Consider the following 25,922-nt stretch of genomic DNA (forward strand, 5'->3'; position numbering starts at 1 on the left):
GTGGCTGAAACGACGCATCGGGGGCAAGCCCCCTCCCACATTTGGGTTTGTGTTCTGTCCGCTAGCCTTTCACCGTCTTCGGTGCCTTGCCCTCCTTCATCTGCTGCAACAACGGTGCACACTGGTTCGGCGCATCGGCGCTTGGTGCCACCAGCGCCAACAGACCCGCTGCCGGGCCGGCGATCACACCCAGAGCCACCATACCCGCGCCACGCAGAGCCAGGGGGATGGCTTTTACACCCGCATTGGGCTTGATGAACGGGCCGTTGACGTACAACGGCGAACGCAGGGAAAACAGGCGGAAGCCCTTGGACTCGGGGGTGACGGTCAGGTCGAGCTGTTCGGTGGCCATGTTGGCGTTGCCATCGATATAGATGATCGCGTTCTCGGTATCGAACACAAACAACCGTGTGGTTGCCAGGCCGGTCTTGATCCCGAAGTCCGCCGCCGCGCAGTTGATCTTCACTTCCTTGTCGCCAAACAGGCGGCCCACCACATAGTTGCCCACGTTGAGCCCGGCAATTTCCATCAGGCCACGGCTGATGGCGCCGTCGTTGATCAGCATCTTCAGGTCACCGTTGGAGGTGCCCAACAGCGCCGCGACGGAGTTACCGCGCCCGGAAATATCGGCATCACCGTTGAGTTCACCAAAGCTGGTTTTCATCGGTTCGAAGGTCGGGAACAACTGCTTGAGCTTGAAGTTGCGCGCAGTGAATTTGGCGCGGCCTTCCATCGGCGTGGTGCGGCCGTTCAAGCGGATCTGCGCATCCAGCTTGCCGCCGGCGACGCCGAATCGCAGCGGCTCCAGGCTCAGTTCGCCGTCGTTGAGCACCAAGTGGGTGTACAGGTCGTTGAAGGGCAATTCGGCACTGTGCACGATGCGTTTGCCGGTGAATTCCACATCGGCATCCATGTCGCGCCAGCGCTCGGTGCGGAACTCCTCCACCGGCAGCACTTTGGTCGCCGGCTGTTTGCTCTCACCGCCACGCGCCTTTTGCTTGGCGTTGGAGTCGGCACCGATCAGGGGGGCAAGGTCGGTCATCAGCAATTGGTTGGACACCAACGCACCGCTGAGCTTGGGACGTGGCTGGCTGGCGACATAGGCGAGGTTGCCGTGAATATCGCTGTTGCCGATCTTGCCGTTGAAGTTTTCGTAGCTGAATGACGCGCCGCTGGCCTCGTGCAACTTGGCGATCAAGTGGCCGTCAGTGGAGTAGGCCGGTGAATCCGGCAAGGTGACGCCGGTCAGCGGGTAGAGGTTACCCAGGCTGCTGCCGGACAGTTTCAGGCGCAGGTCCAGGGCGCCGAGGTTCAACGGGTCGGTCAAGGTGCCTGCCAGCGCGATGCTGGTATCGGCAATCTTGACCTGGGCTTGCAGCGGAAACGGCTTGGCCGCGTCCTGCAAGGCCAGCAGGCCACCGATCTTGCCGCTGCCGTCGAGCTTCTGCCCGTGGTACTGGCCTTTGACCTTGAGGGCGAACGCATAGTCCTGGGGCGCGGAGCCTTTTTCCAAGGCCTTCCTGGCATCGGCGTCACCGACGATTTCGCCGAACGGGATCGGCTTGCCCAGGGGGTCGATGATCACGTCCAACTGAGTCTTGAGGGTCTGGTCGTCGAGGGTCACGTGGCCCTTGTCGAAACCAATGGCGCCGATGTCCACCACCCAGTTGGAGGGTTCGGCGTCGGGGTCCTTGGGATCGAACTTGAACGTCCAGTTGGCGCGCCCATCGGCCAGGCGCTGCAACTCCGCACTGGGCTCGGTGAGGTCGATACGCGGGATCACCACGCGCTGCACCAGCAACGCCAGCGGCGAAATACGCAGCTCGACCTTTTTCAGCGTGACCATCTGCGGTTTTTTCGACCAGTCGGGGTTGCCCAGGGTCAGGTCCTCGGCAATCACATGGGGCCACGGCACCCAGGCGCGCCAGCCGCCCTCATCGGGCTCACGTGCCCACACCACCGCCAGGTTGCCGTTAATGGCAAACGGACGATGCAGCTCTTCGGAGACTTTGGCATTGAGTGGGGGCTTGATGCGGTTCCAGTCGAAGAACACCAGGACCAGCACCACCACAGCGATTAACACAACGAAGCTGGCGCAGCTCCAAGTGACGATTTTACGAGTGCGCGTCATTGCACAGGACTCCTGAATACGACTGGCCGGGTTACAGCCATTAAGACAGCTTATAAAACTACGACTGGCAAACCGACCGGGGGTTTAACCCGATCACCGATTTAACCGCAAAAAGCCATTTACCTGACCAACCAGACACATTCTGGCCATCAACGACGCACCATTGTTACCCAGGTTCGTGTCGAAAATACCCACCATGGTGCAAAACCGCGTGCTTGAGAGGCTTGTTCTAGAGCCTCCGCCGGGAACAATCAATTCTGTTGATTATTACCATTGCGTTTATGAACTTTTATATCGACTTATCGAGAGTAGCATTAGCCCCGTACCCACTTTATCGCCCTCCCAAGGAGCAACCCATCATGAAACGCCAAGTACTCGCTACCGTCCTGTTATCCATCCTGGCTTCCAGCGCATTTGCGCTGCCTGCCGCCGAACAGGTTACCCCACAAGTCAAAGCCGACGCCGTTCACTTCAACCAGACCCTGGCCCGCAGCGGTTCGCAAGAAGACGAGAACCGTGACTACGCCAAAGGCGCTGTTGCTGAAAACGGTTCGGAACAAGCCAACAAACGCGCCTACACCGAAGGCCTGACCGAAAACGGCCGTAACCGCCTGGAACAGAAAGGTTTGGTTGAAGGTGGCGCGGAACAAGCCAACGAACGTGCCTACACTGAAGGTGTCGCCGAAGGTGGTGCTGATCGCCTGCAAGAACTGCATCAAGCTCAGAGCTGACCCCGTGGTGGCCCACAAAAAAGCCCGATCTACCGACCGGGCTTTTGACTTTTTGTAGAGCCTGTCACGCAACCTCCTCATCTATCCCCCGCCAAGTTCGACGTCAACGAAGCTGTTTTGCTAGAGTGCGTCGCTGTACTCGCCGACAAAGCCCGCCTGCCCATGCTGCCCCGCGCCGAACAGAAGCAACAGACCCGCCTCGCCCTGATGGACGCTGCCCGCCATCTGATGGAGTGTGGTCGTGGGTTTGGCAGCCTGAGCCTGCGTGAAGTGGCCAAAACCGCAGGCATTGTCCCCACCGGTTTCTATCGCCACTTTGCCGATATGGACCAGCTTGGACTTGTATTGGTGAGTGAGGTGGGCCAGACCTTTCGCGCCACCATTCGCCTGGTGCGCCACAACGAATTCGTGATGGGCGGCATTATCGATGCATCAGTGCGGATTTTTCTCGATGTGGTCTCGGCCAACCGCTCGCAATTCCTGTTCCTGGCCCGTGAGCAATACGGCGGTTGCCTGGCGGTGCGCCAAGCCATCGGAGCCCTGCGTGAAGACATCACCCGCGACCTGGCGGCAGACCTGACGCTGATGCCCAAACTGCAGCACCTGGATGCCGAAGGTTTGCACGTGATGGCGGACCTGATCGTCAAGAGCGTGTTTGCCACCCTCCCCGACATCATCGACCCGCCTGCCCAGGCGTTGCCTGCCCACCTCACGCCCCAGGCGAAAATCACCCAGCAACTGCGCTTTATCTTTATCGGCCTCAAGCACTGGCAAGGCCTGGGCAGCACCGAATAAGCCGTCAACCCGCCGTGTGAAAACGCTTGGCGGTGGTGTAGTGCTTGTTCCAATAGCTGTTGCTCAGTGAATCGATGCGGATGCTTTTGCCGGTGCGCGGTGAATGAATGAATTTACCCTCGCCGATATACAGGCCGACATGGCTGACCTGGCCGCGCCCATTGCCTTTGAAAAACACCGCATCCCCTGGCTTTAAAGCCGTGCGTTGGATGGTCGGGGCCGTTGATCGGTGCATCGCCACCGTGGTGCGCGGTATCTGGATATTGGCTTGGGTCTTGAACAGGTAAACCAGGAAGCTGCTGCAATCGAACCCCTGCTCTGCTGAAGAACCACCCCACTTGTAGGGGGTGCCCAGCAGTTCGTGGGCACGGTCGATCACATCATTGATAGGGGCCTCCTTAACCGAAACGGTGAAGGTTGAACGTGGCTGCAAATTGGCCGAGGCCGATGAAATGGCCAAAGACAGGCTGACAATAACCAAGCAAAAAAATGACTTGAACATGATGAACGTCGCAGTGGATTAAACACGGCGCATAGCCTAAAGACACGGCACGTAATGTTTTGAACGCCGATTCCTGATCACGCGTAGGACAAATCCGAAAACGCCCGAGACCAGTGCGCACAACAGCAAATCGCACCATTTTGGCCCACTCAAAAACCCTTCCCACGCCCCGTTTAGTAGCACCGTCTTGCCTGCCTACAGGCATTTCCTACGCTTGACCGGGTTGGCAAGCCCCTTGCTCTAGCACTTCCATCGCTCATAGCTGGAAGCTTCCTGATGCTGGTGATCCACCGCCGAATCGCCCCCCAAGCCCTCTGGGCCGCTGAGCTGCTGCTGAATTTCGAAGCACGCAGCAAGAGCCGCCTGCGCTGTTTCAGTGCCGACGGTGAAGACGTCGGCCTGTTTCTGGAGCGCGGCCAGCCGCCGTTGCACGATGGCGAATTCCTACAAGCCGAAGACGGACGTGTCGTACGCGTGTGCGCCCGCCCTGAACACCTGCTGCACGTCACCTGCAGCAACGCCTTTGAACTGACCCGCGCCGCCTACCACCTCGGCAACCGCCATGTGGCCTTGCAAGTGGGGGATGGCTGGTTGCGCCTGCTCGATGACTACGTGCTCAAGGCCATGCTTGAGCAACTGGGCGCCCACACCGAAACCATCGAAGCGCCATTCCAACCGGAACACGGCGCCTACGGCGGTGGCCACCATCACTCCCGTCATGGCGATGAAGATTTCAACTACCCGCCCAAGCTGCATCAGTTCGGCGTGCGTCTATGAACCCAGCCTGGGCGCTGTTGCGTCTGGCCAGTCCGCAATTGCCGATTGGCGGCTACAGCTATTCCCAAGGTTTGGAAATGGCCGTGGAGAACGGCCGCGTCAACGATGCCGCCAGCGCTCGCCGCTGGATCAGCGACCAATTGCTGCTCAACCTTGCGCGCTTCGAAGCCCCGTTGTTGCTCGCCCACTGTCGCGCCGCCGCAGAGCAGGACTGGCCAGCGTTGGCACAGCTGTGCGAAGCGCATCAAGCCAGCCGCGAAACCCGGGAGCTGTATCAGGAAAGTCGGCAGATGGGTTATTCCCTGCAGCAGTTGCTCAATGGCCTGCCGGAACTGGACAGCGACGCCCACAGCTTCCTGGAGCAACGCAGCGAACCGCACTTGGCCTTGGGCTGGGCCCTGGCCGCACGCGCCTGGGCGATCAGCGCCGACGACGCCCTCGCCGCGTGGCTCTGGAGTTGGCTGGAAAACCAATTGGCCGTGCTGATGAAAACCCTGCCCCTGGGCCAACAAGCCGCGCAACGCCTGACCAGCGAGCTGCTGCCCCTGCTGCAACAAGCCCAGCAGGACGCCGCCTGCATCGACCCCCACCATTTCGGCAGCGCCGCCTTCGGCCTGTCCCTGGCGAGCATGGCCCACGAGCGCCAGTACAGCCGCCTGTTCCGTTCCTAGGGCTTTAAATTTTGGGCCTTTTATTTTGGAGAATCAGATGAACACACAACCCCTGCGCGTCGGTATCGGCGGCCCGGTCGGCTCCGGCAAGACCGCCCTGACCCTGGCCCTGTGCCTCGCGCTGCGCGATCGCTACAACCTGGCGGTGGTCACCAACGACATCTACACCCGCGAAGACGCCGACTTCCTGGTGCGCAACCAGGCCCTGGCGCCGGAGCGCATCATCGGCGTGGAAACCGGCGGCTGCCCACACACGGCGATTCGCGAGGACGCCTCGATCAATCTGGAAGCGGTGGACCAACTCAACCGTCGCTTTCCCGGCCTGGACCTGATCCTGGTGGAGTCCGGTGGCGACAATCTGTCGGCCACCTTCAGCCCGGAGCTGTCGGACCTGACCATCTATGTGATCGATGTGTCCGCCGGCGACAAGCTGCCGCGCAAAGGCGGGCCGGGTATCTGCAAATCCGACCTGCTGGTGATCAACAAGATCGACCTGGCGCCGCTGGTCGGCGCCTCGCTGGAGCTGATGAACAGCGACACCCAGCGCATGCGCAACGGCAAGCCTTTCGTGTTCAGCAACCAGAAAACCGGGGTAGGCCTGGAAGAAATCGTCGCCTTTATCGAACGCCAAGGCCTGCTGACCGCCGCCTGATCAACCCATAAGGAACCTGTTTATGAACCTCAACAAACTCCTCGCAGCCGCCGCCCTGCTGCTCACGCCCGCCCTGGCCTTCGCTCATCCTGGCCACGGCGACAACGGCCTGGTGGCCGGTATCAGCCACCCGCTGGGCGGCCTCGACCACCTGCTGGCCATGGTTGCGGTGGGTCTGTGGGCCGCTCAGCAAAAAGGTGCCGCGCGCTGGGCCCTGCCGTGCACCTTTGTCGGCACCATGCTGATCGGCGGCATCCTCGGTTTTGAAGGTCTGCAATTGCCCGCGCTGGAAAGCGGGATTGCCGCCTCGGTGCTGGCCCTGGGCCTGGCGGTGGCACTGGCGGTGCGTCCGCCGTTGTTCATGGCCATGGGTGCGACGGCGTTGTTTGCGCTGTTCCATGGTGTGGCCCATGGCTTGGAGTTGCCGGAGATGTCGAGCCCTTGGGCGTATGCCGCAGGGTTTGTCGGCGCCACCGCTGCACTGCACGCTGCCGGGTATGCGCTGGTGCGCTGGCTGCCGGCTGCGGCGGCACCGTTGGTGCGGATTGCCGGAGCGGCTTCGGCGGCGACTGGGGTGTGGTTGCTCGCCAGCTAACAGTCGCAAGCTACAAGCTGCAAGTAAACGCCGAACCGCTCTTACTTGCAGCTTGCCGCTCACAACTTAACGCTGCCCCTCTGCTACCATGCGCGCCTACACCCCTGCCGTGACGACGCCAGCCGATGCCCATCGCTCCAAGCTCCGCCCCTCAGCCTTCATTGAATGCCGTGCTCACGCACTTCCACACCCTGATCGTGCCGCTCTGGCAGGGCCCGGGCTGGAATGCCGAATTGGCGTTGCCCTATGAGGCGCTGGACGCCGATCACCGCCCACTGCCCCCGCAACGCTACCGCGCCATGGCCTGCGCGCGGCAGTTGTATCTGTTTGCGAGCCTGATCGGCGAGCCAGGCGCGGCCTTCGCTGAAGCGCGCGCGGCCGTGCTGTTCCGCTCCCTGCAACGGCATTTCCACGATGCGGAACACGGCGGCTGGTTCTACAGCATCGACCCCGCCGGCCAGCCGCTGGACAAGCGCAAAGACCTCTACACCCACGCCTTCATCATCTTTGCCTGCGCCCATTACTGGGCCAAGGTGCGTGAGCCGCTGGTGGAATCGGTGCTCAACGCCGCCCTGGAAGTAGTCGCCCAGCGCTTCGCCACCGAGGATGGCCTGTACGAGGCGGTGCTGGAACGCAACTGGTCGTCCCTCCAGTCCGGCCCGCTGCAAAACCCGTTGATGCACCTGGCCGAAGCGTTCCTCGCTACCCTCGCGGTGCGCGAGGATGCCCCTGTGCAAGCAGCCCTGCTGGCCTTGGCGACGGCCATGCAGCAGCGTTTCATCGACCGCCAGCACGGCGTGATGATGGAAAAACCGCTGGGCGCTGTGGATAACTGGTTTGAGCCGGGGCACCAGTTCGAGTGGTTCTTTTTGCTCGAATCCTCGCCCGTGCTGCGCGGCACGCCGCTGCATGCGTCACTGACGCGGGCGTTTGCCTACGCAGAGCACAAGGGTGTGGATAACGCGTCCGGAGCGGTCAGCGGCATGTTGGCACTCGACGGCAGCGTGCGCGACGGCACCCAGCGTATCTGGGCCCAGGCGGAATACCTGCGGGCACTGACCTTGCGGCCTGGCAGTGAGGCGGTGCTGCAGCGCCAATTGCTCGCGCTGCAACAGCATTTCCTGCATGAAAAAGGCTGGCATGAATGCCTGGATGCCAAGGGTGCGGTGAGCCGGCGGGATATGCCTTCTACCACCCCCTATCATTTGGCAACCTGCTACCAGGGGCTGATCCAGCATCTTGGGTGACCTGCAGGGCCTCATCGGGAGCAAGCCCCCTCCCACATTTGACCGTATTCACAAATTTGAATGTGTGAACACGACCCAATGTGGGAGGGGCGGTGCGACGATTCGACTTGCTCCCGATGGCAGCAACTCGGTCTAAAGCCTTACTTGACCCCACGCTCAATCGCAAACCCAGCCCAGGTCTGGCTCACCGGCATCAGTTCCAGGCGGTTGATGTTGACGTGTGCCGGGGTGTTCAGCACCCAGAAGATGGTGTCGGCGATGTCCTGCGGCTGGATCGGCTCGGCACCGGCGTAGGTGGCGTCGTAGCGCGCCTGGTCACCGCCGAAGCGCACCAGGGAGAACTCGCTTTCGCACAGGCCCGGCTCGATGTTGGTCACACGTACGCCGGTGCCTTGCAGGTCGCAGCGCAGGTTCAGGGAGAACTGCTTCACGAACGCTTTGGAACCGCCATACACATGGCTGCCCGGGTACGGGTAGCTGCCGGCAATGGAGCCCAGGTTGATGATCCCGGCGCCACGGCCGTGAGCGATCAGGCGCGGCAGCAGCAGGCTGGTGGTGGTCAGCAGGCCTTTGATGTTGGTGTCGACCATGGTTTCCCAATCGTCGAGGTCGCACTTGGGCGCAGGGTCGGTGCCCACGGCCAGGCCGGCGTTGTTGATCAGCCCGCGCAAGGTGGCGAACGATGGCGGCAGGTTGGCGATCGCGTCTTCCATGCCTTTGCGATCCCGTACGTCCACTACCAGGCCATGCACTTCGGTTTGCTTGGAAAGCTCTTCGACCAGGGCATTCAAACGCTCGGCACGACGACCGGTGAGCACCAGTTTCCAGCCGGCTTCGGCAAACCGACGGGCGCAGGCTTCGCCGAAACCTGAAGTAGCGCCAGTAATAAACAGCGTGTTGGACATGGTGTTCTCCTTGCGGGCATCGGAAAAAAATCAGCCAGCAGAATGCCCGTACGCTGCGGTTGCGGCAACCGCTATGCGCATAACTTCACGCACGCCTGGTCATTTTTTAACCACTACGAGCAACGCCTTATAAACCGTGGCTTGCAGCCATATGCGCGCAGGTTATCCACAGCTGCGCCCACAGTCTTTGGGGGCAAGTGCAAAACGCTTCAGGCCGCTGTGTACAAGGCTTTCAGGCAGTTTTAGAAAGTTTTTTGCTTGACCTGGACACAGGCGTATGTAGGCCTATGGGCAGCGGGGGAAAACGAACGATGGCTCCAGGCCAGTCATTCCGGCCTCTGCGGCCGTCTTTCCAGAGTTTAATCACAGACTTATCCACAGGCTGACGGGACATATTTCAGTCATATACCTGTGTCTTTAAACAGGTTGACAAACCCCTCGATCGGCCGCGAAAAAGCCACTGATCAAAAAACAACCACACAGCTGAAAGCCACGGTTTTAAAGGCGTTCAGCCAGCTACTCCCACGTTACCCACAGCCGGTTCCACAGTGGATGGGGACAAGTCAAAACTGTGACAAAACAGGGATTTGCGGCGGCTATATGTCGCGCTTTGGAGGGGGGCTGGATTTGTTTTCCACAATTTGGGATCGCCCCTTGCAGGCGACACAAAACAAATGTGGGAGGGGGCTTGCCTCCTCCCACAGGGGTACTGCGTTGTTATTTAGATCAGTGGCCACCGAGGTAGGCGTTGCGCACTTCCTCGTTCACTAAAAGCTCCTTGCCGGTGCCGGTAAGGCGAATCTCTCCGTTGACCATCACATACGCCCGGTCCGACAACCGCAGCGCGTGGTTGGCGTTCTGCTCCACCAGGAAGATGGTCATCCCGGTGGAGGCCAGCTCGCGCAGGGTGGAAAAGATCTGCTTCACCACAATCGGCGCCAGGCCCAGGCTCGGTTCGTCCAGCAGCAACAGCTTGGGTCGGCTCATCAGCGCGCGGGCGATAGCGAGCATTTGCTGCTCGCCGCCGGACATGGTCATGGCCCGCTGGTTACGCCGTTCCTTGAGCCGTGGGAACAGCTCGAACATGCGTTGCATATCTTCCTGGGCGAACTTATCGCCAATCGGGATGGTGCCCATTAGCAGGTTTTCCTCGACGGTCATGTCGGGGAACACCCGCCGTCCTTCCGGCGACTGCGCAATGCCGTTGGAGGCAATGTAGTGGGACGACTTGTGGGTAATGTCGACGCCGTTGTAGATGATCTGCCCCGACTCGGCCCGTGGCTGGCCGAAGATCGACATCAGCAGCGTGGATTTACCCGCGCCGTTGGAGCCGATCAAGCTGACGGTTTCGCCTTCGTTGATGTGCAGCGAGACTTTTTTCAGGGCCTGGATCGGGCCGTAGAACACGTCCAGGTCCTTCATTTCGAGGATAGGTGCACTCATACCAGCTCCTCTTCGTCTGCGCCCAGGTAGGCGGCAATCACTTTGGGGTCGTTGCGGATCGCTTCCGGCCCGCCTTCGGCGATTACGTTGCCGTGGTCCAGCACCACAATGTGGTCGGAAATACTCATCACCATGCCCATGTCGTGTTCGATCAGCACCACCGTAAGGTCATGTTCGTCGCGCAACAGGCGAATCATCGCGCTGAGGGCTTCGGTTTCCTGAGGGTTGAGGCCCGCTGCGGGCTCGTCCAGGCAGATGATCTGCGGCCGGGTGCACATGGCGCGGGCGATTTCCAGGCGGCGCTGCTGGCCGTAGGAAAGCTCACCGGCCAGGCGGTTGGCGCAGTCCACCAGGTCCACCACTTCGAGCCAGTAGAACGCGTGGTCGAGGGCATCGCTTTCGGCCTTGCGGTAGCCCTTGGTGTTGAGGATGCCCGCGAGCATGTTGCGGTTGACCCACATGTGCTGGGCCACCAGCAGGTTTTCCAGCACCGACATTTCCTTGAACAGGCGAATGTTCTGGAAGGTCCGCGCCAGGCCGGCGCGGTTGACCAGGTGGGTGCCACCGAACATCTTGTAGTACACCCGGCTCAAGAAGCTTTTCGGCGATACGAAGTCGACCGCCTTGAAGCGCTCGCCGAGCAGCTGGATCACGTTGGTCTGCTTGCCGCGGATGTTCAGTTCGATCTTGCCGCCGCTGGCTTTGTAAAAGCCGGTGAGGCAGTTGAACACGGTTGTCTTGCCGGCGCCGTTGGGGCCGATCAGGGCGAAGATCGAGTTGCGTTCAACCTTGAGGCTCACATCGCTCAAGGCCTTGATGCCACCGAAGTGCATCATCAGGTGTTCCACGCAGAGGACGACTTCCTTACTCATGGCGCCACTCCTTTACGTGGGGTCACACCGGTACGGCTGATCCGGATCAGGCCGCGCGGTCGCCAGATCATCATCACCACCATCAACACGCCAAACAGCAGCACGCGGTATTCGCTGAAGCTGCGCAGCAGTTCAGGGGCGACGGTCAATACGAACGCCGCGATCACCACGCCGACCGTCGAGCCCATGCCGCCCAACACCACGATGGCCAGGATCAGCGCCGATTCGAAGAAGGTGAACGACGACGGGTTGACGAAACCCTGGTAACTGGCAAAGAACACCCCGGCCAAACCGGCAGTGGACGCGCCAATGGTGAAGGCCGAGAGCTTGACCAGTACGTGGTTCAGGCCCATGGAGCGGCAGGCGATCTCATCTTCGCGCAAGGCTTCCCAGGCGCGGCCGACCGGCATGCGGGTCAGGCGGTGCTTGATGTACAGCACGGCCAGCACCACCAGGAACAGCACGATGTAGATGAACATGAACTTGATGGTGGGGTTGTAATCGATGCCGAAGAACTCGTGGAACGGAATCCCGCCCTCCTTTGCCCTGCGCCCGAACTCCAGGCCCAGAAAGGTCGGCGAAGGCACCGGCATACCGTTCGGGCCGCCGGTGAACGACAGCCAGTTGTTGAGGACCAGGCGAATGATTTCACCGAAGCCCAGGGTCACGATGGCCAGGTAGTCACCGTGCATTCGCAACACCGGGAAGCCGAGTATGCACCCCGCCAGCGCCGCCGCGATGGCTGCCAGCGGCAACACGCTCCAGAAGCCCAGGCCGAGGTATTGATAACCCAGCGCCAGGCCGTAGGCACCGATGGCGTAGAACGCCACGTAACCCAGGTCGAGCAGCCCGGCCAGGCCGACCACGATGTTCAGGCCCAGGCCCAGCAACACGTAGATCAGCCCGAGGATCACTACGGTCAGCAGGTACTTGTTGGCGAAGATCGGGAACACAATGGCGATCACGATCAGCGCCGGGATGATCCAGCGCAGCCGCGACTTGTAGTCCGGTGGCAGTACATGAACGCCGGAGCCGCTGCTCTCGAAGCCTTGCAGAACCTTCAGGCCCTTGGGGGTTTGCAGGAACAGGCTGAGGGCAAAGCGCCCGGCCATCACGATGGCGACCAACGTGGCCACGCGCGCAGGTTCCAGGTTGAAGCTGTAGCCGTCGAGGACCACGCCGACGATCGGACCGAACACGATCAGCGAAATAAGGCCGGCGAGGACCGTATCGACCACACTTTTCTTGATATCGATGGGTTTGGCAGCAGACATGTTTACACCTTCGCCACAAGTGGGCGACCAAGCAGGCCCTGAGGACGGAAAATCAGAATCACCACCAGCAGGGAGAAACTGAACACGTCTTTGTAGTCAGAGTTGATCAACCCTGAGAACAACGACTCGGAAATACCCAGGATGATCCCGCCCAGCATCGCCCCAGGCAGGGAGCCGATGCCGCCGAGTACCGCTGCGGTAAACGCCTTGATGCCGATGATGAAGCCGGCATAGAAGTCGAACGTGCCGTAATTGAGGGTGATCAGCACGCCGGCCAGGGCCGCCATGGCAGCACCGATGACAAATACGTAGGAAATGACGCGGTCGGTGTTGATCCCCAGGATCGAAGCCATCTTGCGGTCTTGCTGGGTAGCGCGGCACATGCGGCCGAGCTTGGTGTACTTGATGATGTAGGTGAGCAAGGCCATGCCGGCGAATGCCGCGACCAGGATGAACACTTTGGTGTACGTAAGCTGCACGAAGCCTGTGCCGATATCGACACGCCAGGCCCCGGCCAGCAGGGTTGGAATACCTTGTTGCTTGGCGCCCTGGGCGATCTGCGCGTAGTTCTGCAGGATCAGGGAGATCCCGATGGCGCTGATCAGCGGAGCCAGTCGGGTGGAGTTGCGCAGCGGTTTGTAGGCGACCCGTTCGATAACCCAACCGTACACGCCGGTGACGACTACGGTGAAGATCAGGGTGCCGAGAATGAGCAGCGGGAAGGATTCGATGCCGAAGTAAGCCAGCAGTGCCAGACTGATCGCCGCGAGGTAAGCGGAAATCATATAAACCTCGCCGTGGGCGAAGTTGATCATGCCAATGATGCCATAGACCATTGTGTAGCCGATGGCGATCAGGCCATAGACCGACCCGAGGGTCAGGCCGTTGACCAGTTGCTGCAGGAAAATACCATCCATAACGCAATCTCACGCGGTGAGCACCTGCACACCAGTCGGTGTGCGGCGCTTCTGGAGGAAAAGACAGATCTCAATAACAACACTGTCCCAATGCCGGAGGGGCTTGCCCCCGATAGCGGTGTGTCAGTCAACAATTGTCCATCTGACCCACCGCATCGGGAGCAAGCCCCCTCCCACATGGATTACTTCTGCTTTTCCAACTGGTGGTATTTGCCGTCTTTATCCCACTGGTAAACCACGTAGTCGGAGACTTTCAGGTCGCCCTTCGCGTCCCAGGTCTTCTCGCCCATCACGGTTTTGACCGGGTGCGCTTTCAGCCATTTGGCCGCGTCTTCGCCCTTGTTGGACTTGGCGCCATTGAAGCCGGCGGCCAGGGCCTGCAGCGAAGCGTAGGCGTACAGGGTGTAGCCCTCAGGCTCGTAGCCAGCCTTGCGGAACTCTTCCACGACGGCCTTGCTGTCAGGCAGCAGGCGCGGGTCGGCACCAAAGGTCATGTAGACGCCATCGACGTATTGCGCGCCGCCAGCGGTGGCCACCAGTTCATCAGTCACCACGCCGTCATCGGACATGAACTTGACGTCTTTCAGGCCGGCTTCACGAATCTGGCGAACCAATGGACCGGCTTCCGGGTGCAGGCCACCGAAGTACACGACGTCGGCGCCCAGGGAGCGGATTTTGGTGACCAGGGCACTGAAGTCTTTCTCGCCACGGGTCAGGCCTTCTTCCAGCACTGGCTTGACGCCGCGCTTGGTCAACTGGGCAGCGGTGGCGTCGGCCAGGCCTTTGCCGTAGGTGTCCTTGTCGTTGATGACGGCGACTTTCTTGCCCTTGAGCACATCGACGATGTAGTCGCCGGCGACGATGCCTTGCTGGTCGTCACGGCCGCACATACGGAACATGGCGCCCAGGCCGCGTTCGGTGACTTGTGGGTTGGTAGAGCCTGGGGTGATCGCAATGATGCCCGCTTCGTCGTAGACCTCGGAGGCCGGGATGGTGTTCGACGAGCAGAAGTGCCCGACCACGCCAATCACTTTGTCCTGGTCCGCCAGGCGGTTGGCCACGGCCACGGCCTGTTTCGGTTCACAGGCATCGTCGCCTGCCACCAGCACAACTTTCTCGCCGTTGATGCCGCCGGCCTTGTTGATCACCTCGGCTGCCGCCTGGGCACCCTTCATGTACTGCTCACCGAACGACGCGTTGGCGCCGGTCATCGGCCCCGCAACGCCAATCTTCACATCAGCTTGAACAAACGTAGAAACACCCAGCGCCGCTGCAACGGCGAGGGCCAGAAAACCTTTCTTGTAAAACGTCTGGGACATGAGTGGTGCTCCGATATTTTTGATTTTTGGCACTACAACTTGCGTTCAAACTTTTCACTGAAAGCCCAGAGCAAGCCTCGTGCCATTACGTTTTTATTCTTCAAAAAGACACGGTGTCATTGTTATTACAGGCCTTTCGGCTCCGCTCGCCAGGACGTGCAACCCTCTGGCATCAATAGGTGCAACCCATTGACCGAAAAAGTACAACCGTGACGGGTCGCACCTGCAACCAAAGCAATAAACGACAGTTCCTACAGCTGTAACAGGCTGCGTAACGGAACTGCACATTTACAGTGCGCGATTGCTACGACCTGCACCAATACAGATTAGTAGCCGGCTAAGAAAATGCAGGCTTCTGAGCGGTATTTCGGTGATCAGATCACGATCCTCAGGCATTGCCCTGCGTGATACAGCGAAAATCCGGCTTCATACAGGCAGCTGCGCAGGCCCACCCCGGCCAGCGGTTGCATGGGTGCAAACGGAATCGGCAACGCCTGGGGATTCTGGTGACACAAATAGTCGGCAAACGCCTTGCCGACCACGCTGCCGGTGGTCACGCCGCGCCCGTTATAGCCCGTTACTGCCACCAGGCCGGGGGCTGGCTCGAAGAGGCGCATCAGGTGATCGGGGGTGAAGGCGATGCAGCCGGTCCAGGTGAACTCCCATTGCACCGATTTGAGGTACGGGAAGTAATGCTGTTGCACCCGATCGGCCCAGGCCTTGAGGAACCACGCCGGTTTCTGGTTGCCGTTGCCCAGGCTGCCGAGCAACAGGCGGCCATCGGCATCGCGGCGGATGCTGCTCAATACCTGGCGCGTATCCCATGAGCCTTGGCCGCCGGGCAGAATCTGCTCGGCGGCGGCGTCGGTCAGCGGCGCGGAGGCGACCTGGTAATAGTAGCCAGGGAAAAAATTGCGTCGCAGCTCGGTCCACTCACCTTCGGTGTAGGCGTTGGAGGCGATGACCACTTGTGCAGCCTGCACCGAACCGCTTGTGGTCTGAACTGACCAGCTCGCACCTTGGCGCTCCAACCGGGTGACCGGCGAATGGTCGAACAACTGCCCGCCAAGCCCCACGGCAGCATTCGCCAGGCCACTGGTGTAGGCCATCGGGTTCAAGGTGCCGGCACGCCGGTCCAGCAAGGCGGCGGCGATTTTTTTTGTGCCGGTGGCTTGCTCGCAGGCCTGGCCGGTGAGCAACTCCACCGGCGCTCCGCGGCGCTTCCATTGTTCTTCACGACTGCGCAAATCCGCTTCGCCACGGGCGTTATGCGCCATGTGCAAGGTGCCCTCGCGGCGCAATTGGCAATCGATGTTGTATCTGTCGATCAGGCTGAATACCAGCGACGGTGCCGCGCCGAGCATACGGTTGAGCTGGTTGCCCACCGCTTCGCCGAAACCGGCTTCGATCTCGTCCGGGGGGATCCACAGGCCGGCATTCACCAACCCGACGTTGCGCCCCGAACCACCGTGACCGGTGCGATGAGCCTCCAGCACGGCGACGCTTTTACCCTGTTCCAGCAAGTGAATGGCGGCCGACAATCCGGTGATGCCGGCGCCGATCACACACACATCCACTTTGACCTCGCCCGCCAGCGCGGCACGATCCGGCCGGCCAGGGGTGAGGTGTTCCCACAAACATGTTTCGCGCAATGCCATTGCCAGACTCCGATGAGACCTAACAAACATCTAAATTCAGTTTTGACTTGGTAATCCAATCAACTGTGGGAGCGGGCTTGCTCGCGAAAGCGGTGGATCAGTCAACAGATATACAGCTGATCCATCGCATTCGCGAGCAAGCCCGCTCCCACATTTTTTCCGCGTTCCGGCAGGTATTTAGTCGAAGGTAATACCCTGGGCCAGTGGCAACTCCAGCGAATAGTTCACGGTGTTGGTCTGGCGGCGCATATACCCGCGCCATGCATCCGAACCCGACTCACGACCGCCACCGGTCTCTTTCTCACCGCCAAACGCGCCGCCAATCTCCGCGCCGCTCGGGCCGATGTTGACGTTGGCGATCCCGCAGTCACTGCCCACTGCCGACATGAATTGCTCGGCCTCGCGCACGTCAGTGGTGAAGATGCACGACGACAGGCCTTGGGGCACGGCGTTGTTCAGGCGCAGGGCCTCGGCGAAGTCCTTGTAGCCGACGACATACAGAATCGGTGCGAAGGTTTCGGTGCACACCACATCGCTCTGCTCAGGCATTTCCACGATGGCCGGCGATACGTAGTAGGCGTTGGGGAACGTGTCTTCCAGCTGGCGCTTGCCGCCGAACACCTTGCCGCCTTCGCTCAAGGCCTGCTCCAGGGCGTCCTGCATGTTGTCGAAGCCATGCTTGTCGATCAGCGGGCCGATCAGGTTGCCTTCCAGCGGGTGGCCGATGCGCACTTTGGAATAGGCGGCCTTGAGGCGGGTGACGATTTCTTCCTTGACCGACTCGTGGGCGATCAGCCGACGCAGGGTGGTGCAACGCTGGCCAGCGGTGCCGACGGCGCTGAACAGGATGGCGCGTACGGCCATGTCCAGGTCGGCGCTCGGGCCGAGGATCATGGCGTTGTTGCCGCCCAGTTCGAGGATGCTGCGGGCAAACCGCGCGGCAACTTTCGGCGCCACTTCGCGGCCCATGCGGGTGCTGCCGGTGGCGCTGATCAGCGCCACGCGGGGGTCATCCACCAGCGCAGCACCGGCATCGCGGCCGCCGATGATCACCTGGCTCAAGTACTCGGGGGCGTCCTTGAAGTTCTTCAACACGCGCTCGAACAACGCCTGGCAGGCCAGGGCGGTGAGCGGCGTTTTTTCCGACGGTTTCCAGATCACCGCGTTGCCGCACACCAGCGCCAGCGTGGTGTTCCACGCCCACACCGCCACCGGGAAGTTGAAGGCGCTGATCACACCGACCACGCCCAGCGGGTGCCAGGTTTCACGCATATGGTGGCCAGGACGCTCGGAGGCGATGGTCAAGCCGTACAACTGGCGGGACAAACCCACGGCGAAATCGCAGATGTCGATCATTTCCTGCACTTCACCCAGGCCTTCCTGGGTGATCTTGCCGGCTTCCCATGACACCAGCTCGCCCAGATCAGCCTTGTATTCGCGCAGCACATCACCTAACTGGCGCACCAACTCGCCGCGACGCGGTGCCGGCACGTTGCGCCAGGCCTCGAATGCATGCTCGGCGCGACTGACCTGTTGCTCCACCTCGGCGGCACCTTCCCAGTGCACACTGCCGATACGGCTGCCATCAATCGGCGAATGCACGGGTTGTTTACCCGCCTGGTACAGCGCCGGGTTTACCCCGAGACGATCAAGCAATGCGGCAACCATGGGTCACTCCTTTAATCTTCGAACAAAAAATCGCACCGCGGCACGCACGGCGATCCAGGCCTTATTTGTAGCTGGCCCAAGACTTGCCAACAAACGACGATTAGGCGAGATATCATTCCGTTTATTCATGCAAAGAATAAAAAGAGGCGTGCCGTGCTGAACAGAAGACATTTGCCCTCGATCACCGCCCTGCAGTGTTTCGAGGCCGCCACCCGCCACTTGAGCTTCACCCGCGCCGCCGAGGAGCTGAACCTCACGCAAAGCGCAGTGAGCAAACAGGTCGCGCAGCTGGAAGAACTGCTCCAGCACCTGCTGTTCCGCCGCGTACGCCGCCGCTTGCAGATGACCCCGGCGGGCGACCTGTACCTGGTGGAAGTGCGCAAGATCCTCACGCAGGTGGAGATGTCGACCCACTACCTGCGCTCCTACGGCGGCGAGACCGAAGTGTTGCGCGTGTCCACGCCCTACACCTTTGGCGCGCGCTGGCTGGTGCCGCGCCTCAAGGGCTGGCGCCTGCGCCACCCGCAGATCCACCTGGACCTGTGCAACGAACAGGAGCCGGACGAACTGCTGCAAGGCAAGGCCGACATGGCCTTCTACTTCGGCCAGGGCTCGCGCCCTGGCACCGAGAGCCTGAAACTGTTCAGCGAAGAGCTGGTCCCGGTGTGCGCCCCGGAAAGCCTGCCGGCGCAGCCGTTCACCGACCCCACGCAACTGAGCGACCTGGTGCTGCTGCAAAACGCCTCGCGGCCCCAGGGCTGGCATGACTGGTTTGCCGATCAGGGGTATCACACCGAGCACAGCTACCACGGCCCGCGTTTCGACACCTTTTATATGTGCATTCGTGCGGCGCAGGTGGGCTGTGGCGTGGCGCTGCTGCCGCGCTTCCTGGTGGAAGAGGAACTGGCCGACGGCAAGCTGGTGATCCCCTGGCAGCATGCGATGCCGAGCCAGGACGCGTATTACCTGGCCTATCCGGAGCATTCGGCGGAAGTGCCCAAGGTGCGGGAGTTTGTGAAGTGGATGATGGAGCAGGTTCTTTAGTGCCTGGAATACCGCTATCGGGAGCAAGCCCCCTCCCACATTTGAAATGCATTCCACGTGTGGGAGGGGGCTTGCTCCCGATGAGGCCAGTGGTCTAACCGAAAAAAATCACTGGCAAAACCCTACAGGTCTATGCGCCACTAGCCCTCTTCCTTAATTGCGCGTAAAGGTCCGCCCCCATCGCCGACCTGTCTGGAGATTCCCGTTATGAGCGAGAGTGTGTTTGCCGATCGCATCGTGCAGAACCTGCTCGACACCGACTTCTACAAGCTGACCATGATGCAGGCGGTGCTGCACAACTACCCCAATGTGGAAGTTGAATGGGAGTTTCGTTGCCGTAACAGCGAAGACCTGCGCCCGTACCTGGCGGAGATCCGCTACCAGATCGAGCGCCTTGCCGAGTTGAGCCTGAGTCCGGACCAACTGGGCTTCCTGGAACGCATCAGCTTTATGAAGCCGGATTTTTTGCGCTTCCTTGGACTGTTTCGCTTCAACCTGCGCTATGTGCAGACCGGCATCGAGAACGGCGAGCTGTTTATCCGCCTGCGCGGGCCGTGGCTGCATGTAATCCTCTTCGAAGTGCCGATGCTCGCGATCGTCAGCGAGGTGCGCAACCGCTACCGCTACCAGACCGTGATCCTCGAACAGGCCCGCGAGCAGCTGTACCGCAAGTTCGACTGGCTGACGGCCAACGCCAGCAGCGAAGAGCTGTCCGAGCTGCAAGTGGCCGACTTCGGCACGCGCCGGCGCTTCTCGTACCGCGTGCAGGAAGAAGTGGTCAGCGTGCTCAAGCATGACTTCCCCGGGCGCTTCGTCGGCACCAGCAACGTGCACCTGGCCCGCGAATTCGATATGAAGCCGCTTGGCACCATGGCCCACGAATGGATCATGGCCCACCAGCAACTCGGCCCGCGCCTGATCGACAGCCAGATCGCCGCTCTCGACTGCTGGGTCCGCGAATACCGTGGCCTGCTCGGTATCGCCCTGACCGATTGCATCACCACCGACGCTTTCCTCGGCGACTTCGACTTGTACTTCGCCAAGCTGTTCGATGGCCTGCGCCACGACTCCGGCGACCCGGTACAGTGGGCGGAAAAAGCCATCGCCCACTACCATAAGTTGGGCATCGAGCCGATGAGCAAGACCCTGGTGTTCTCCGACAGCCTGTCGCTGCCCAAGGCCCTGGAAATATTCCGGGCGCTGCGTGGTCGCATTAATGTGAGCTTCGGCATCGGCACCAACCTGACCTGCGATATTCCAGGGGTGGAACCGATGAGCATCGTGCTTAAAATGACCGCCTGCAATGGCCAGCCCGTCGCGAAGATCTCCGATGAAGCGGGCAAGACCCACTGCACCGACCCGAATTTTGTCGCCTATTTGCGTCATGTTTTCAAAGTACCTGCCCTTTCCAGCAAGGAGTGAATCATGCAAGCCGTACAGCGTGAGATTGCGCAGCAGCTCAAGGTCCAAGCACCGTTCAAGGACCAGGCCGCCCTCGAGGCCGAAGTTGCCCGGCGCGTGGCGTTTATCCAGGACTGCCTGCGCAATTCCGGGCTCAAGACATTGGTGCTGGGCATCAGCGGCGGCGTCGACTCCCTGACCGCAGGCCTCCTGGCCCAACGTGCGATACAGGAACTGCGCGCCAGCACCGGCGACGAGGCCTACCGCTTTATCGCCGTACGCCTGCCCTACGAAACCCAGTTCGATGAAATCGATGCCCAGGCGTCGGTGGATTTTATCGACCCGGACGAGCGCCACACCGTGAACATCGGCCCGGCGGTGAAATCCCTGGCCAATGAAGTGGCGGCGTTTGAAGGCAAGGCAGCGGTGTCCCGCGACTTCGTGCTCGGCAACACCAAGGCGCGCATGCGCATGGTGGCGCAGTACACCATCGCCGGCGCGGCCAGCGGCCTGGTGATCGGCACCGACCATGCGGCGGAAGCGGTGATGGGCTTTTTCACCAAGTTCGGTGATGGCGCGTGCGACTTGGCACCGTTGAGCGGGCTGGTGAAAAATCAGGTACGCGCCATCGCGCGGTTCTTTGGAGCACCGGAGTCGTTGGTGGAGAAGGTGCCGACGGCCGACTTGGAAGACCTGTCGCCGGGCAAGCCGGATGAGGCGTCACATGGCGTGACCTATGCCGAGATCGATGCATTCCTGCACGGTGAGCCGGTGCGTGAAGAAGCGTTCCGGATTATTTGCGAGACGTACCGCAAGACCGAACACAAACGGGTGATGCCGTTTGCGCCGTGAGGTGGGCCAGATAGTGGTGTGTTGATTGGCAGGCAGTCATCGGGGGGCAAGCCCCCGATGAACGATAACGCGGTCTTACTTGACGACCACAGTGCCTTTCATCATCGAGATGTGGCCCGGGAACGAGCAGAAGAATGCGTAATCCGTACCGGCGGCCAGTTTCGATACATCGAAGGTCACCGAATCCTTCTCGCCGGCGCCAATGATCTTGGTGTGGGCGATGATGCGGTCGTCACCCTCTTTCAGGTAGTTCTTGTCGATGCCAGCGGCCATGCCGTCAGTGGCAACCGGCTGCATGTTGGCGGCGCTGGTCAGCACCCAGTTATGACCCATGACGTTTTTCGGCAAGCTGCCGGAGTGAGTCAACTCGACGGTGAACGTCTTGCAGCTCTTGTCGATCGTGATTTCCTTGGTGTTGAAGGACATCTGATCGGTGGAGTCGACGGTGACCTTGCACTCTGCAGCAAGCAACTGGCCGCTAGCCAGCGTCAGCAGGGAAACAGCAACGAGTTTGGCAAACATGTGAATCTCCAAGGCAGGGTTTAAAAACGCGTATTGCGACAAGGGTGCCTCAAGCAGGCTGAAATTCTTATGATCTGAATCAACAGATTGTATACAACTTTAGGCTATCAGACTTATCGACACAATCTACCAGCTAAAGTCGCAGCACCTGCCTATGATCGGCCCATCACCCACTGGAGTCCGAGCCATGCACCTCAACCAACTGTTCAATGGCCTTCTGGCCGCGTACGCCTGCGGTAAGTGAAGGCCAAGCGCCCCTTGAAGCTGCTACCATGTCGTCCCAAGGCAGCTGCGCGCCGCCACCCTCACCTTCGACCCTAGAGGATCGCCCATGGCCAAACCTAATTACTCCTTCGCCAAACGTCAGAGAGACTTGGCCAAGGAACAGAAGAAAGAGGAAAAGCTGCAACGCAAGAAAGCCGCGGTAGATGAAGAAGCCGGCGCACTCAACCCGGATGCTGATGGTGAAGTAACGAGCGACGAGACTGAAACACCAAAAGATCCAGCTGAATAATTATTTACTGTAGGAGCGAGCTTGCTCGCTCCTACACCAGCGGCATCACCGTCACCCGTACCTCAGGGTCATGGCTCCCTCCCCCCAGAATTACCCCACGCAACGGCGACACATCGGAGAAATCCCGGCCCCAGGCCAAGGTGATGTGCTCCAGTGCCGGCTGCACATTGTTCGTCGGATCGAAATCCACCCAGCCCGATACCGGGCAATACACCGAGACCCAGGCGTGGGACGCGTCGGCGCCGATCAGCCGTGGCTGGCCGGGCGGTGGCTGGGTGAGCAGGTAGCCGCTGATGTAACGCGCCGCCAGGCCGCGCGAGCGCAGACAGGCGAGCATCAGGTGGGCGAAGTCCTGGCACACGCCGCGGCGGCGCTCCAGCACTTCCACCAGTGGCGTGGCAACCTGGGTGGCTTCGGCATCGAAGGTGAATTCGCTGAAGATTTTTTCCATCAAGGCCTGCACACCCAATAACAAGGGCGCGCCAGGGGGAAAACAGCTTTCCGAGAACTCGACGAAGGTTTTCTTCAGGTGCACGTAGGGCGATTCGAAGCGATAACGGCAGGCTTCAATCAACTCGGGCGACAGCGGCTGGCTGCTGTAGGTCAGGCTGTCGCGGGTCTGGTCCCAGGCGGGCGAGTGCTGGAAATCCAGCACCGGCCGCGCCAGTACTTCCACAGTCAAACCGGCATTGACCAGCAATTCATCGTGGGGCCGTTCGAACGCCAGGCGGGTAATCGGGTTGCCGAACACGTCCAGCTCATCCCGGCGTGAAGACGGCTGCGGGCTAATATCCAGTTGCTGGTCGCTGCAACGCTGCCAGGCGCACGGCCTCGGCCATAAATGCGCCAGCTGCTGGGCCAGGGACACCGGGCTGTCGTAGTGGTAATGGGTATCGTGGAAAATCTGGTAGCGCGCACTCATCACACCGACACCGTTTGCTGGCTGACATCATCCACATGGGCAAAGTGGCGCAAGGCCAGACGATCCGACACTTGCCCACTCTCATCGGCGACCGCTTGCAGCAGGTCGGCCAGGCCTTCCAGCGCGGCATGCACGCTGGATTCGCCAAACAACGGGTTCTCCAGGCAACTCAGGTCGAAACGCGCCAGGCGCTCCACCAACGGCGCCAAGCCGGCCTCCCGTGGCACACCGAAATCATCGTTAAGACGGCGCAGGGTACGGCTCACCAGTTTCAGCTGGAACAGCACCGCGTGGGGGTTCTGTTCATCCAGCAACAACAAATCCAGGACCGGAATCAGCTGCGGCACCGCCAGGTAGCGCGAGCGGTAGGTGATGCTGCTGTTGCCCAGCTCCAGCAACCACTCCAGCCCCGCCTGGTCGAACACCGCCACGCCGCGCAGGAATGCCGCCAGGCTGCTGCTGAGAAATTGCAGACGCTCGATGCGCCGGCCCATCATCAGGAAACGCCAGCCTTCGTCGCGGGTCATGTCGTCGAGGGCAAACCCGGACAGCGCCGCCAGGGACATCACCAGGCGGTTGAGGAAATCCAGCAACTCACCAAAATCCGGGCTTTCGCTTTCCAGCTCCAGGGCTTCACGCTGCAGCTCCACCAGGGCCTGCCAGTTCTCACGGGACAACTTGCCGCGCACCTGGGACGCCGCCCACTGCAAGCGTTGCAGGTTGGCGCGCAGGCTCGACGGCCAATCATCACCGAGCAAGGCCGCCTGCAAACGCTCGGGCAACTCGCCCTCCTCCGGCAGCAGGCGCAGGTTTTCACCCAACTCGACCGCCGCCTGCAACGCCAGTGGGTCATCGCCGTCGACATAACGCGCCAGCACGATCCGCAGCCAGCGGGCGCTGTTGTCGCAGCGTTCGCAGTAACGGCCGAACCAGAACAGGTTTTCCACCACGCGGGACGGCAGATAAGGGTCGCGGCGCACCAGGTCATGCGCACTAATCGCGCGCTGGGCGCGCCAATGCTCGCCACCGGTGGCACGTTCGCCCAGCACCCAGGTGTCCTTGCTGGCGCCGCCGCGTTGCATCGACACCACTTCGGCATCGGCATCGGCCGCCACGCGGGTCAGGCCGCCGGGCAGTACACGGTAGCCCTCCGCGCTGGCCACGGCATACACGCGCATGCCGATGGCGCGGTGTTGCAAGTGATCATCCACGGTGTGCCACACCGGTGCCTGGGACAGTTGCGCCAGCTCCTGGGCGACGTAGGCGTACGGCCGAGCACGCATGCGTTCGGCCAGGGCCTGGCGTTGTTCGTCGCTCAAGTCGCGACCGAATACCGGCGTGAAACTTTGCGACGGGAACGCGGGTTTGATCAGCAGTTCGGGCAGCTTCTCCAGGGCCTCGGCGAGCACCGGCGCCTCACCGCACCACCAGGTGGCGATGGACGGCAGGATCAACTCTTCGCCAAACAGGAACTGGTTGATCTTGGGCAGAAAGCCGAGCAATCCGGGGGACTCCAGCACGCCGCTGCCCAGGGCATTGGCCACCAGCACATTGCCCTGGCGCGCGGCGTCGAGCAGCCCGGGTACGCCGAGAGCGGAGTCGGTGCGCAGCTCCAGCGGGTCGCAGAAGTCGTCATCGAGGCGACGCATGATCGCGTGCACCCGACGCAGGCCACTCAGGGTTTTCAGGAACACCGTGCTGTCGCGTACCGTGAGGTCGCCGCCTTCCACCAACGGGTAGCCGAGCTGGCGCGCGAGGTACAGGTGTTCGAAATAGCTCTCGTTGAAACGCCCAGGGGTGAGCAGCACGATCAGCGGTGGCTGGTCATCGCTCGGTGCCTGGCGGGCCAGGGTTTCCTGAAGCGTGCGGAAGAAACCGGTGAGGTGCTGCACCTGCAGATCACGGTACAGGTCCGGGAAAGCGCGGGACACGATGGTACGGTTTTCCAACGCATAACCGGCGCCCGAAGGCGCCTGCGTCCGGTCGGCGGTGACCCACCAGCGGCCATCCGGGGTACGCGCCAGGTCCACCGCATACAGGTGCAGAAACGCACCGTCAGGCGGTTGGATGCCCTGGCACGGCCACAGGAAATTGTTATGCCCGAACACCAGCTCGGCCGGTAGCAGGCCTTCCTTGATCAAACGTTGCGGCCCGTAGAGGTCCGCCAGTACGGCGTTGAGCAAGCGCGCACGCTGGGCGATACCGGCTGACAGCTGCTGCCATTCATCGGCCGCCAGCACATGGGGCAGCAGGTCCAGTTCCCACGGGCGATCGGCGCCCTTGGGGTCGGCGTAGACGTTATAGGTCACGCCGTTTTCCTGGATCTGCCGGGTCAGCAGCGCCTGGCGCTGGGCCAGTTGCGCGGGCGTGCTGCGTTGCAGGTGATCAAGCAAGCGCTGCCAATGGGCGCGCACCGCGCCACTGTCGTCCAGCAGTTCGTGATAAGTACCCGCGGTCAGCGGGTATTGGTCGAGCAAGTCGGGCATGGAACGCTCGGCAGAGGCAAAGGG

General features: G+C 61.2%; 24 protein-coding genes. 11 read left to right on the forward strand and 13 right to left on the reverse strand.

Going from position 1 to position 25,922, the window contains the following annotated elements; translation table 11 throughout:
• Positions 1-61 precede the first annotated feature (61 nt).
• Positions 62-2,131 carry an AsmA family protein gene (locus tag HDC32_RS21485; RefSeq protein ID WP_184745388.1) on the reverse strand — a complete coding sequence of 690 codons (2,070 nt, stop codon included), beginning with the start codon at positions 2,129-2,131 and terminating at the stop codon, positions 62-64.
• 359 nt (positions 2,132-2,490) lie between these two features.
• Between HDC32_RS21485 and HDC32_RS21490 the strand changes: the two genes are divergently transcribed.
• The gene (locus HDC32_RS21490) at positions 2,491-2,862 is read left to right on the forward strand and encodes a hypothetical protein (protein ID WP_131696743.1); all 372 of its coding nucleotides are present in this window, start codon (positions 2,491-2,493) and stop codon (positions 2,860-2,862) included.
• Between the two features lie 162 nt (positions 2,863-3,024).
• Complete coding sequence (locus HDC32_RS21495; RefSeq protein WP_065900186.1) at positions 3,025-3,657, forward strand: TetR family transcriptional regulator; 633 nt, start codon at positions 3,025-3,027, stop codon at positions 3,655-3,657.
• 4 nt (positions 3,658-3,661) lie between these two features.
• Here the strand turns inward: HDC32_RS21495 and HDC32_RS21500 are convergent, their stop codons facing one another.
• Complete coding sequence (locus HDC32_RS21500; protein WP_131696744.1) at positions 3,662-4,159, reverse strand: C40 family peptidase; 498 nt, start codon at positions 4,157-4,159, stop codon at positions 3,662-3,664.
• Between the two features lie 276 nt (positions 4,160-4,435).
• Between HDC32_RS21500 and ureE the strand changes: the two genes are divergently transcribed.
• The 5 genes from ureE to HDC32_RS21525 all read left to right on the forward strand — a co-directional run bounded on the left by ureE (position 4,436) and on the right by HDC32_RS21525 (position 8,101).
• Complete coding sequence (gene ureE, locus HDC32_RS21505) at positions 4,436-4,936, forward strand: urease accessory protein UreE (protein WP_065947138.1); 501 nt, start codon at positions 4,436-4,438, stop codon at positions 4,934-4,936.
• A complete protein-coding gene (locus HDC32_RS21510; RefSeq protein WP_167655540.1) occupies positions 4,933-5,607 on the forward strand; it encodes an urease accessory protein UreF in 675 nt (224 codons plus the stop codon). Before ureE ends, HDC32_RS21510 begins: the two co-directional genes overlap by 4 nt.
• 37 nt (positions 5,608-5,644) lie before the next feature.
• On the forward strand, positions 5,645-6,259 hold the full coding sequence (gene ureG, locus HDC32_RS21515) for an urease accessory protein UreG (protein ID WP_012721947.1): 615 nt from the start codon (positions 5,645-5,647) through the stop codon (positions 6,257-6,259).
• Positions 6,260-6,281: 22 nt separating this feature from the next.
• Positions 6,282-6,854, forward strand: coding sequence for a HupE/UreJ family protein (locus HDC32_RS21520; RefSeq protein WP_131696746.1), 573 nt, complete (start codon positions 6,282-6,284; stop codon positions 6,852-6,854).
• Between the two features lie 125 nt (positions 6,855-6,979).
• Complete coding sequence (locus tag HDC32_RS21525; protein WP_131696747.1) at positions 6,980-8,101, forward strand: AGE family epimerase/isomerase; 1,122 nt, start codon at positions 6,980-6,982, stop codon at positions 8,099-8,101.
• Between the two features lie 140 nt (positions 8,102-8,241).
• Here the strand turns inward: HDC32_RS21525 and HDC32_RS21530 are convergent, their stop codons facing one another.
• From HDC32_RS21530 to HDC32_RS21565, 8 genes are all read right to left on the reverse strand, one after another.
• Complete coding sequence (locus tag HDC32_RS21530) at positions 8,242-9,006, reverse strand: SDR family oxidoreductase (protein ID WP_184745390.1); 765 nt, start codon at positions 9,004-9,006, stop codon at positions 8,242-8,244.
• Between the two features lie 726 nt (positions 9,007-9,732).
• Positions 9,733-10,449, reverse strand: coding sequence for an ABC transporter ATP-binding protein (locus tag HDC32_RS21535; RefSeq protein WP_025857339.1), 717 nt, complete (start codon positions 10,447-10,449; stop codon positions 9,733-9,735).
• The gene (locus HDC32_RS21540; RefSeq protein ID WP_167655543.1) at positions 10,446-11,321 is read right to left on the reverse strand and encodes an ABC transporter ATP-binding protein; all 876 of its coding nucleotides are present in this window, start codon (positions 11,319-11,321) and stop codon (positions 10,446-10,448) included. Before HDC32_RS21540 ends, HDC32_RS21535 begins: the two co-directional genes overlap by 4 nt.
• A complete protein-coding gene (gene livM / locus HDC32_RS21545; RefSeq protein ID WP_184745392.1) occupies positions 11,318-12,595 on the reverse strand; it encodes a high-affinity branched-chain amino acid ABC transporter permease LivM in 1,278 nt (425 codons plus the stop codon). Before livM ends, HDC32_RS21540 begins: the two co-directional genes overlap by 4 nt.
• A gap of 2 nt (positions 12,596-12,597) precedes the next feature.
• The gene (locus HDC32_RS21550; protein ID WP_003188099.1) at positions 12,598-13,512 is read right to left on the reverse strand and encodes an ABC transporter permease subunit; all 915 of its coding nucleotides are present in this window, start codon (positions 13,510-13,512) and stop codon (positions 12,598-12,600) included.
• 182 nt (positions 13,513-13,694) lie between these two features.
• On the reverse strand, positions 13,695-14,831 hold the full coding sequence (locus HDC32_RS21555; protein ID WP_027607701.1) for a branched-chain amino acid ABC transporter substrate-binding protein: 1,137 nt from the start codon (positions 14,829-14,831) through the stop codon (positions 13,695-13,697).
• A 374-nt stretch (positions 14,832-15,205) separates the two neighbouring features.
• A complete protein-coding gene (locus HDC32_RS21560; protein WP_184745394.1) occupies positions 15,206-16,489 on the reverse strand; it encodes an FAD-binding oxidoreductase in 1,284 nt (427 codons plus the stop codon).
• 177 nt (positions 16,490-16,666) lie between these two features.
• Positions 16,667-18,157: an aldehyde dehydrogenase family protein gene (locus HDC32_RS21565; protein ID WP_184745396.1), complete on the reverse strand. Its 1,491-nt coding sequence runs from the start codon at positions 18,155-18,157 to the stop codon at positions 16,667-16,669.
• A gap of 153 nt (positions 18,158-18,310) precedes the next feature.
• Between HDC32_RS21565 and HDC32_RS21570 the strand changes: the two genes are divergently transcribed.
• The 3 genes from HDC32_RS21570 (at position 18,311) to nadE (ending at position 21,454) form a co-directional block, all read left to right on the forward strand.
• The gene (locus HDC32_RS21570) at positions 18,311-19,201 is read left to right on the forward strand and encodes a LysR family transcriptional regulator (protein WP_131696752.1); all 891 of its coding nucleotides are present in this window, start codon (positions 18,311-18,313) and stop codon (positions 19,199-19,201) included.
• Between the two features lie 207 nt (positions 19,202-19,408).
• Positions 19,409-20,623, forward strand: coding sequence for a nicotinate phosphoribosyltransferase (pncB, locus tag HDC32_RS21575; RefSeq protein WP_116627318.1), 1,215 nt, complete (start codon positions 19,409-19,411; stop codon positions 20,621-20,623).
• Between the two features lie 3 nt (positions 20,624-20,626).
• The gene (nadE, locus tag HDC32_RS21580; protein WP_131696753.1) at positions 20,627-21,454 is read left to right on the forward strand and encodes an ammonia-dependent NAD(+) synthetase; all 828 of its coding nucleotides are present in this window, start codon (positions 20,627-20,629) and stop codon (positions 21,452-21,454) included.
• A 75-nt stretch (positions 21,455-21,529) separates the two neighbouring features.
• Here the strand turns inward: nadE and azu are convergent, their stop codons facing one another.
• Positions 21,530-21,976: an azurin gene (gene azu, locus HDC32_RS21585; protein WP_090400850.1), complete on the reverse strand. Its 447-nt coding sequence runs from the start codon at positions 21,974-21,976 to the stop codon at positions 21,530-21,532.
• Between the two features lie 331 nt (positions 21,977-22,307).
• On the opposite strand from azu, the gene HDC32_RS21590 reads away from it, so the two are divergent.
• Positions 22,308-22,490 (forward strand): hypothetical protein, encoded by a 183-nt coding sequence (locus HDC32_RS21590; protein ID WP_092490350.1) that lies wholly within the window; start codon positions 22,308-22,310, stop codon positions 22,488-22,490.
• Positions 22,491-22,521: 31 nt separating this feature from the next.
• On the opposite strand, the gene HDC32_RS21595 is transcribed toward HDC32_RS21590, so the two are convergent.
• Positions 22,522-23,412 carry a transglutaminase family protein gene (locus tag HDC32_RS21595; RefSeq protein ID WP_131696754.1) on the reverse strand — a complete coding sequence of 297 codons (891 nt, stop codon included), beginning with the start codon at positions 23,410-23,412 and terminating at the stop codon, positions 22,522-22,524.
• Positions 23,412-25,898 carry a circularly permuted type 2 ATP-grasp protein gene (locus tag HDC32_RS21600; protein WP_131696755.1) on the reverse strand — a complete coding sequence of 829 codons (2,487 nt, stop codon included), beginning with the start codon at positions 25,896-25,898 and terminating at the stop codon, positions 23,412-23,414. The genes HDC32_RS21595 and HDC32_RS21600 overlap by 1 nt, the downstream gene beginning before the upstream one ends.
• Positions 25,899-25,922 lie beyond the last annotated feature (24 nt).

The organism is Pseudomonas sp. JAI120 (genome assembly GCF_014207255.1).
In the GTDB taxonomy this organism is placed as follows: Bacteria; Pseudomonadota; Gammaproteobacteria; order Pseudomonadales; family Pseudomonadaceae; genus Aquipseudomonas.

Bases quoted from the DNA above. Each gene is read 5' to 3' on its own strand.
- HDC32_RS21485 (WP_184745388.1), bottom strand. From the start codon at position 2,131: ATGACGCGCACTCGTAAAATCGTCACTTGGAGCTGCGCCAGCTTCGTT.
- HDC32_RS21490 (WP_131696743.1), top strand. From the start codon at position 2,491: ATGAAACGCCAAGTACTCGCTACCGTCCTGTTATCCATCCTGGCTTCC.
- HDC32_RS21495 (WP_065900186.1), top strand. From the start codon at position 3,025: ATGCTGCCCCGCGCCGAACAGAAGCAACAGACCCGCCTCGCCCTGATG.
- HDC32_RS21500 (WP_131696744.1), bottom strand. From the start codon at position 4,159: ATGTTCAAGTCATTTTTTTGCTTGGTTATTGTCAGCCTGTCTTTGGCC.
- ureE (WP_065947138.1), top strand. From the start codon at position 4,436: ATGCTGGTGATCCACCGCCGAATCGCCCCCCAAGCCCTCTGGGCCGCT.
- HDC32_RS21510 (WP_167655540.1), top strand. From the start codon at position 4,933: ATGAACCCAGCCTGGGCGCTGTTGCGTCTGGCCAGTCCGCAATTGCCG.
- ureG (WP_012721947.1), top strand. From the start codon at position 5,645: ATGAACACACAACCCCTGCGCGTCGGTATCGGCGGCCCGGTCGGCTCC.
- HDC32_RS21520 (WP_131696746.1), top strand. From the start codon at position 6,282: ATGAACCTCAACAAACTCCTCGCAGCCGCCGCCCTGCTGCTCACGCCC.
- HDC32_RS21525 (WP_131696747.1), top strand. From the start codon at position 6,980: ATGCCCATCGCTCCAAGCTCCGCCCCTCAGCCTTCATTGAATGCCGTG.
- HDC32_RS21530 (WP_184745390.1), bottom strand. From the start codon at position 9,006: ATGTCCAACACGCTGTTTATTACTGGCGCTACTTCAGGTTTCGGCGAA.
- HDC32_RS21535 (WP_025857339.1), bottom strand. From the start codon at position 10,449: ATGAGTGCACCTATCCTCGAAATGAAGGACCTGGACGTGTTCTACGGC.
- HDC32_RS21540 (WP_167655543.1), bottom strand. From the start codon at position 11,321: ATGAGTAAGGAAGTCGTCCTCTGCGTGGAACACCTGATGATGCACTTC.
- livM (WP_184745392.1), bottom strand. From the start codon at position 12,595: ATGTCTGCTGCCAAACCCATCGATATCAAGAAAAGTGTGGTCGATACG.
- HDC32_RS21550 (WP_003188099.1), bottom strand. From the start codon at position 13,512: ATGGATGGTATTTTCCTGCAGCAACTGGTCAACGGCCTGACCCTCGGG.
- HDC32_RS21555 (WP_027607701.1), bottom strand. From the start codon at position 14,831: ATGTCCCAGACGTTTTACAAGAAAGGTTTTCTGGCCCTCGCCGTTGCA.
- HDC32_RS21560 (WP_184745394.1), bottom strand. From the start codon at position 16,489: ATGGCATTGCGCGAAACATGTTTGTGGGAACACCTCACCCCTGGCCGG.
- HDC32_RS21565 (WP_184745396.1), bottom strand. From the start codon at position 18,157: ATGGTTGCCGCATTGCTTGATCGTCTCGGGGTAAACCCGGCGCTGTAC.
- pncB (WP_116627318.1), top strand. From the start codon at position 19,409: ATGAGCGAGAGTGTGTTTGCCGATCGCATCGTGCAGAACCTGCTCGAC.
- nadE (WP_131696753.1), top strand. From the start codon at position 20,627: ATGCAAGCCGTACAGCGTGAGATTGCGCAGCAGCTCAAGGTCCAAGCA.
- azu (WP_090400850.1), bottom strand. From the start codon at position 21,976: ATGTTTGCCAAACTCGTTGCTGTTTCCCTGCTGACGCTGGCTAGCGGC.
- HDC32_RS21590 (WP_092490350.1), top strand. From the start codon at position 22,308: ATGGCCAAACCTAATTACTCCTTCGCCAAACGTCAGAGAGACTTGGCC.
- HDC32_RS21595 (WP_131696754.1), bottom strand. From the start codon at position 23,412: ATGAGTGCGCGCTACCAGATTTTCCACGATACCCATTACCACTACGAC.
- HDC32_RS21600 (WP_131696755.1), bottom strand. From the start codon at position 25,898: ATGCCCGACTTGCTCGACCAATACCCGCTGACCGCGGGTACTTATCAC.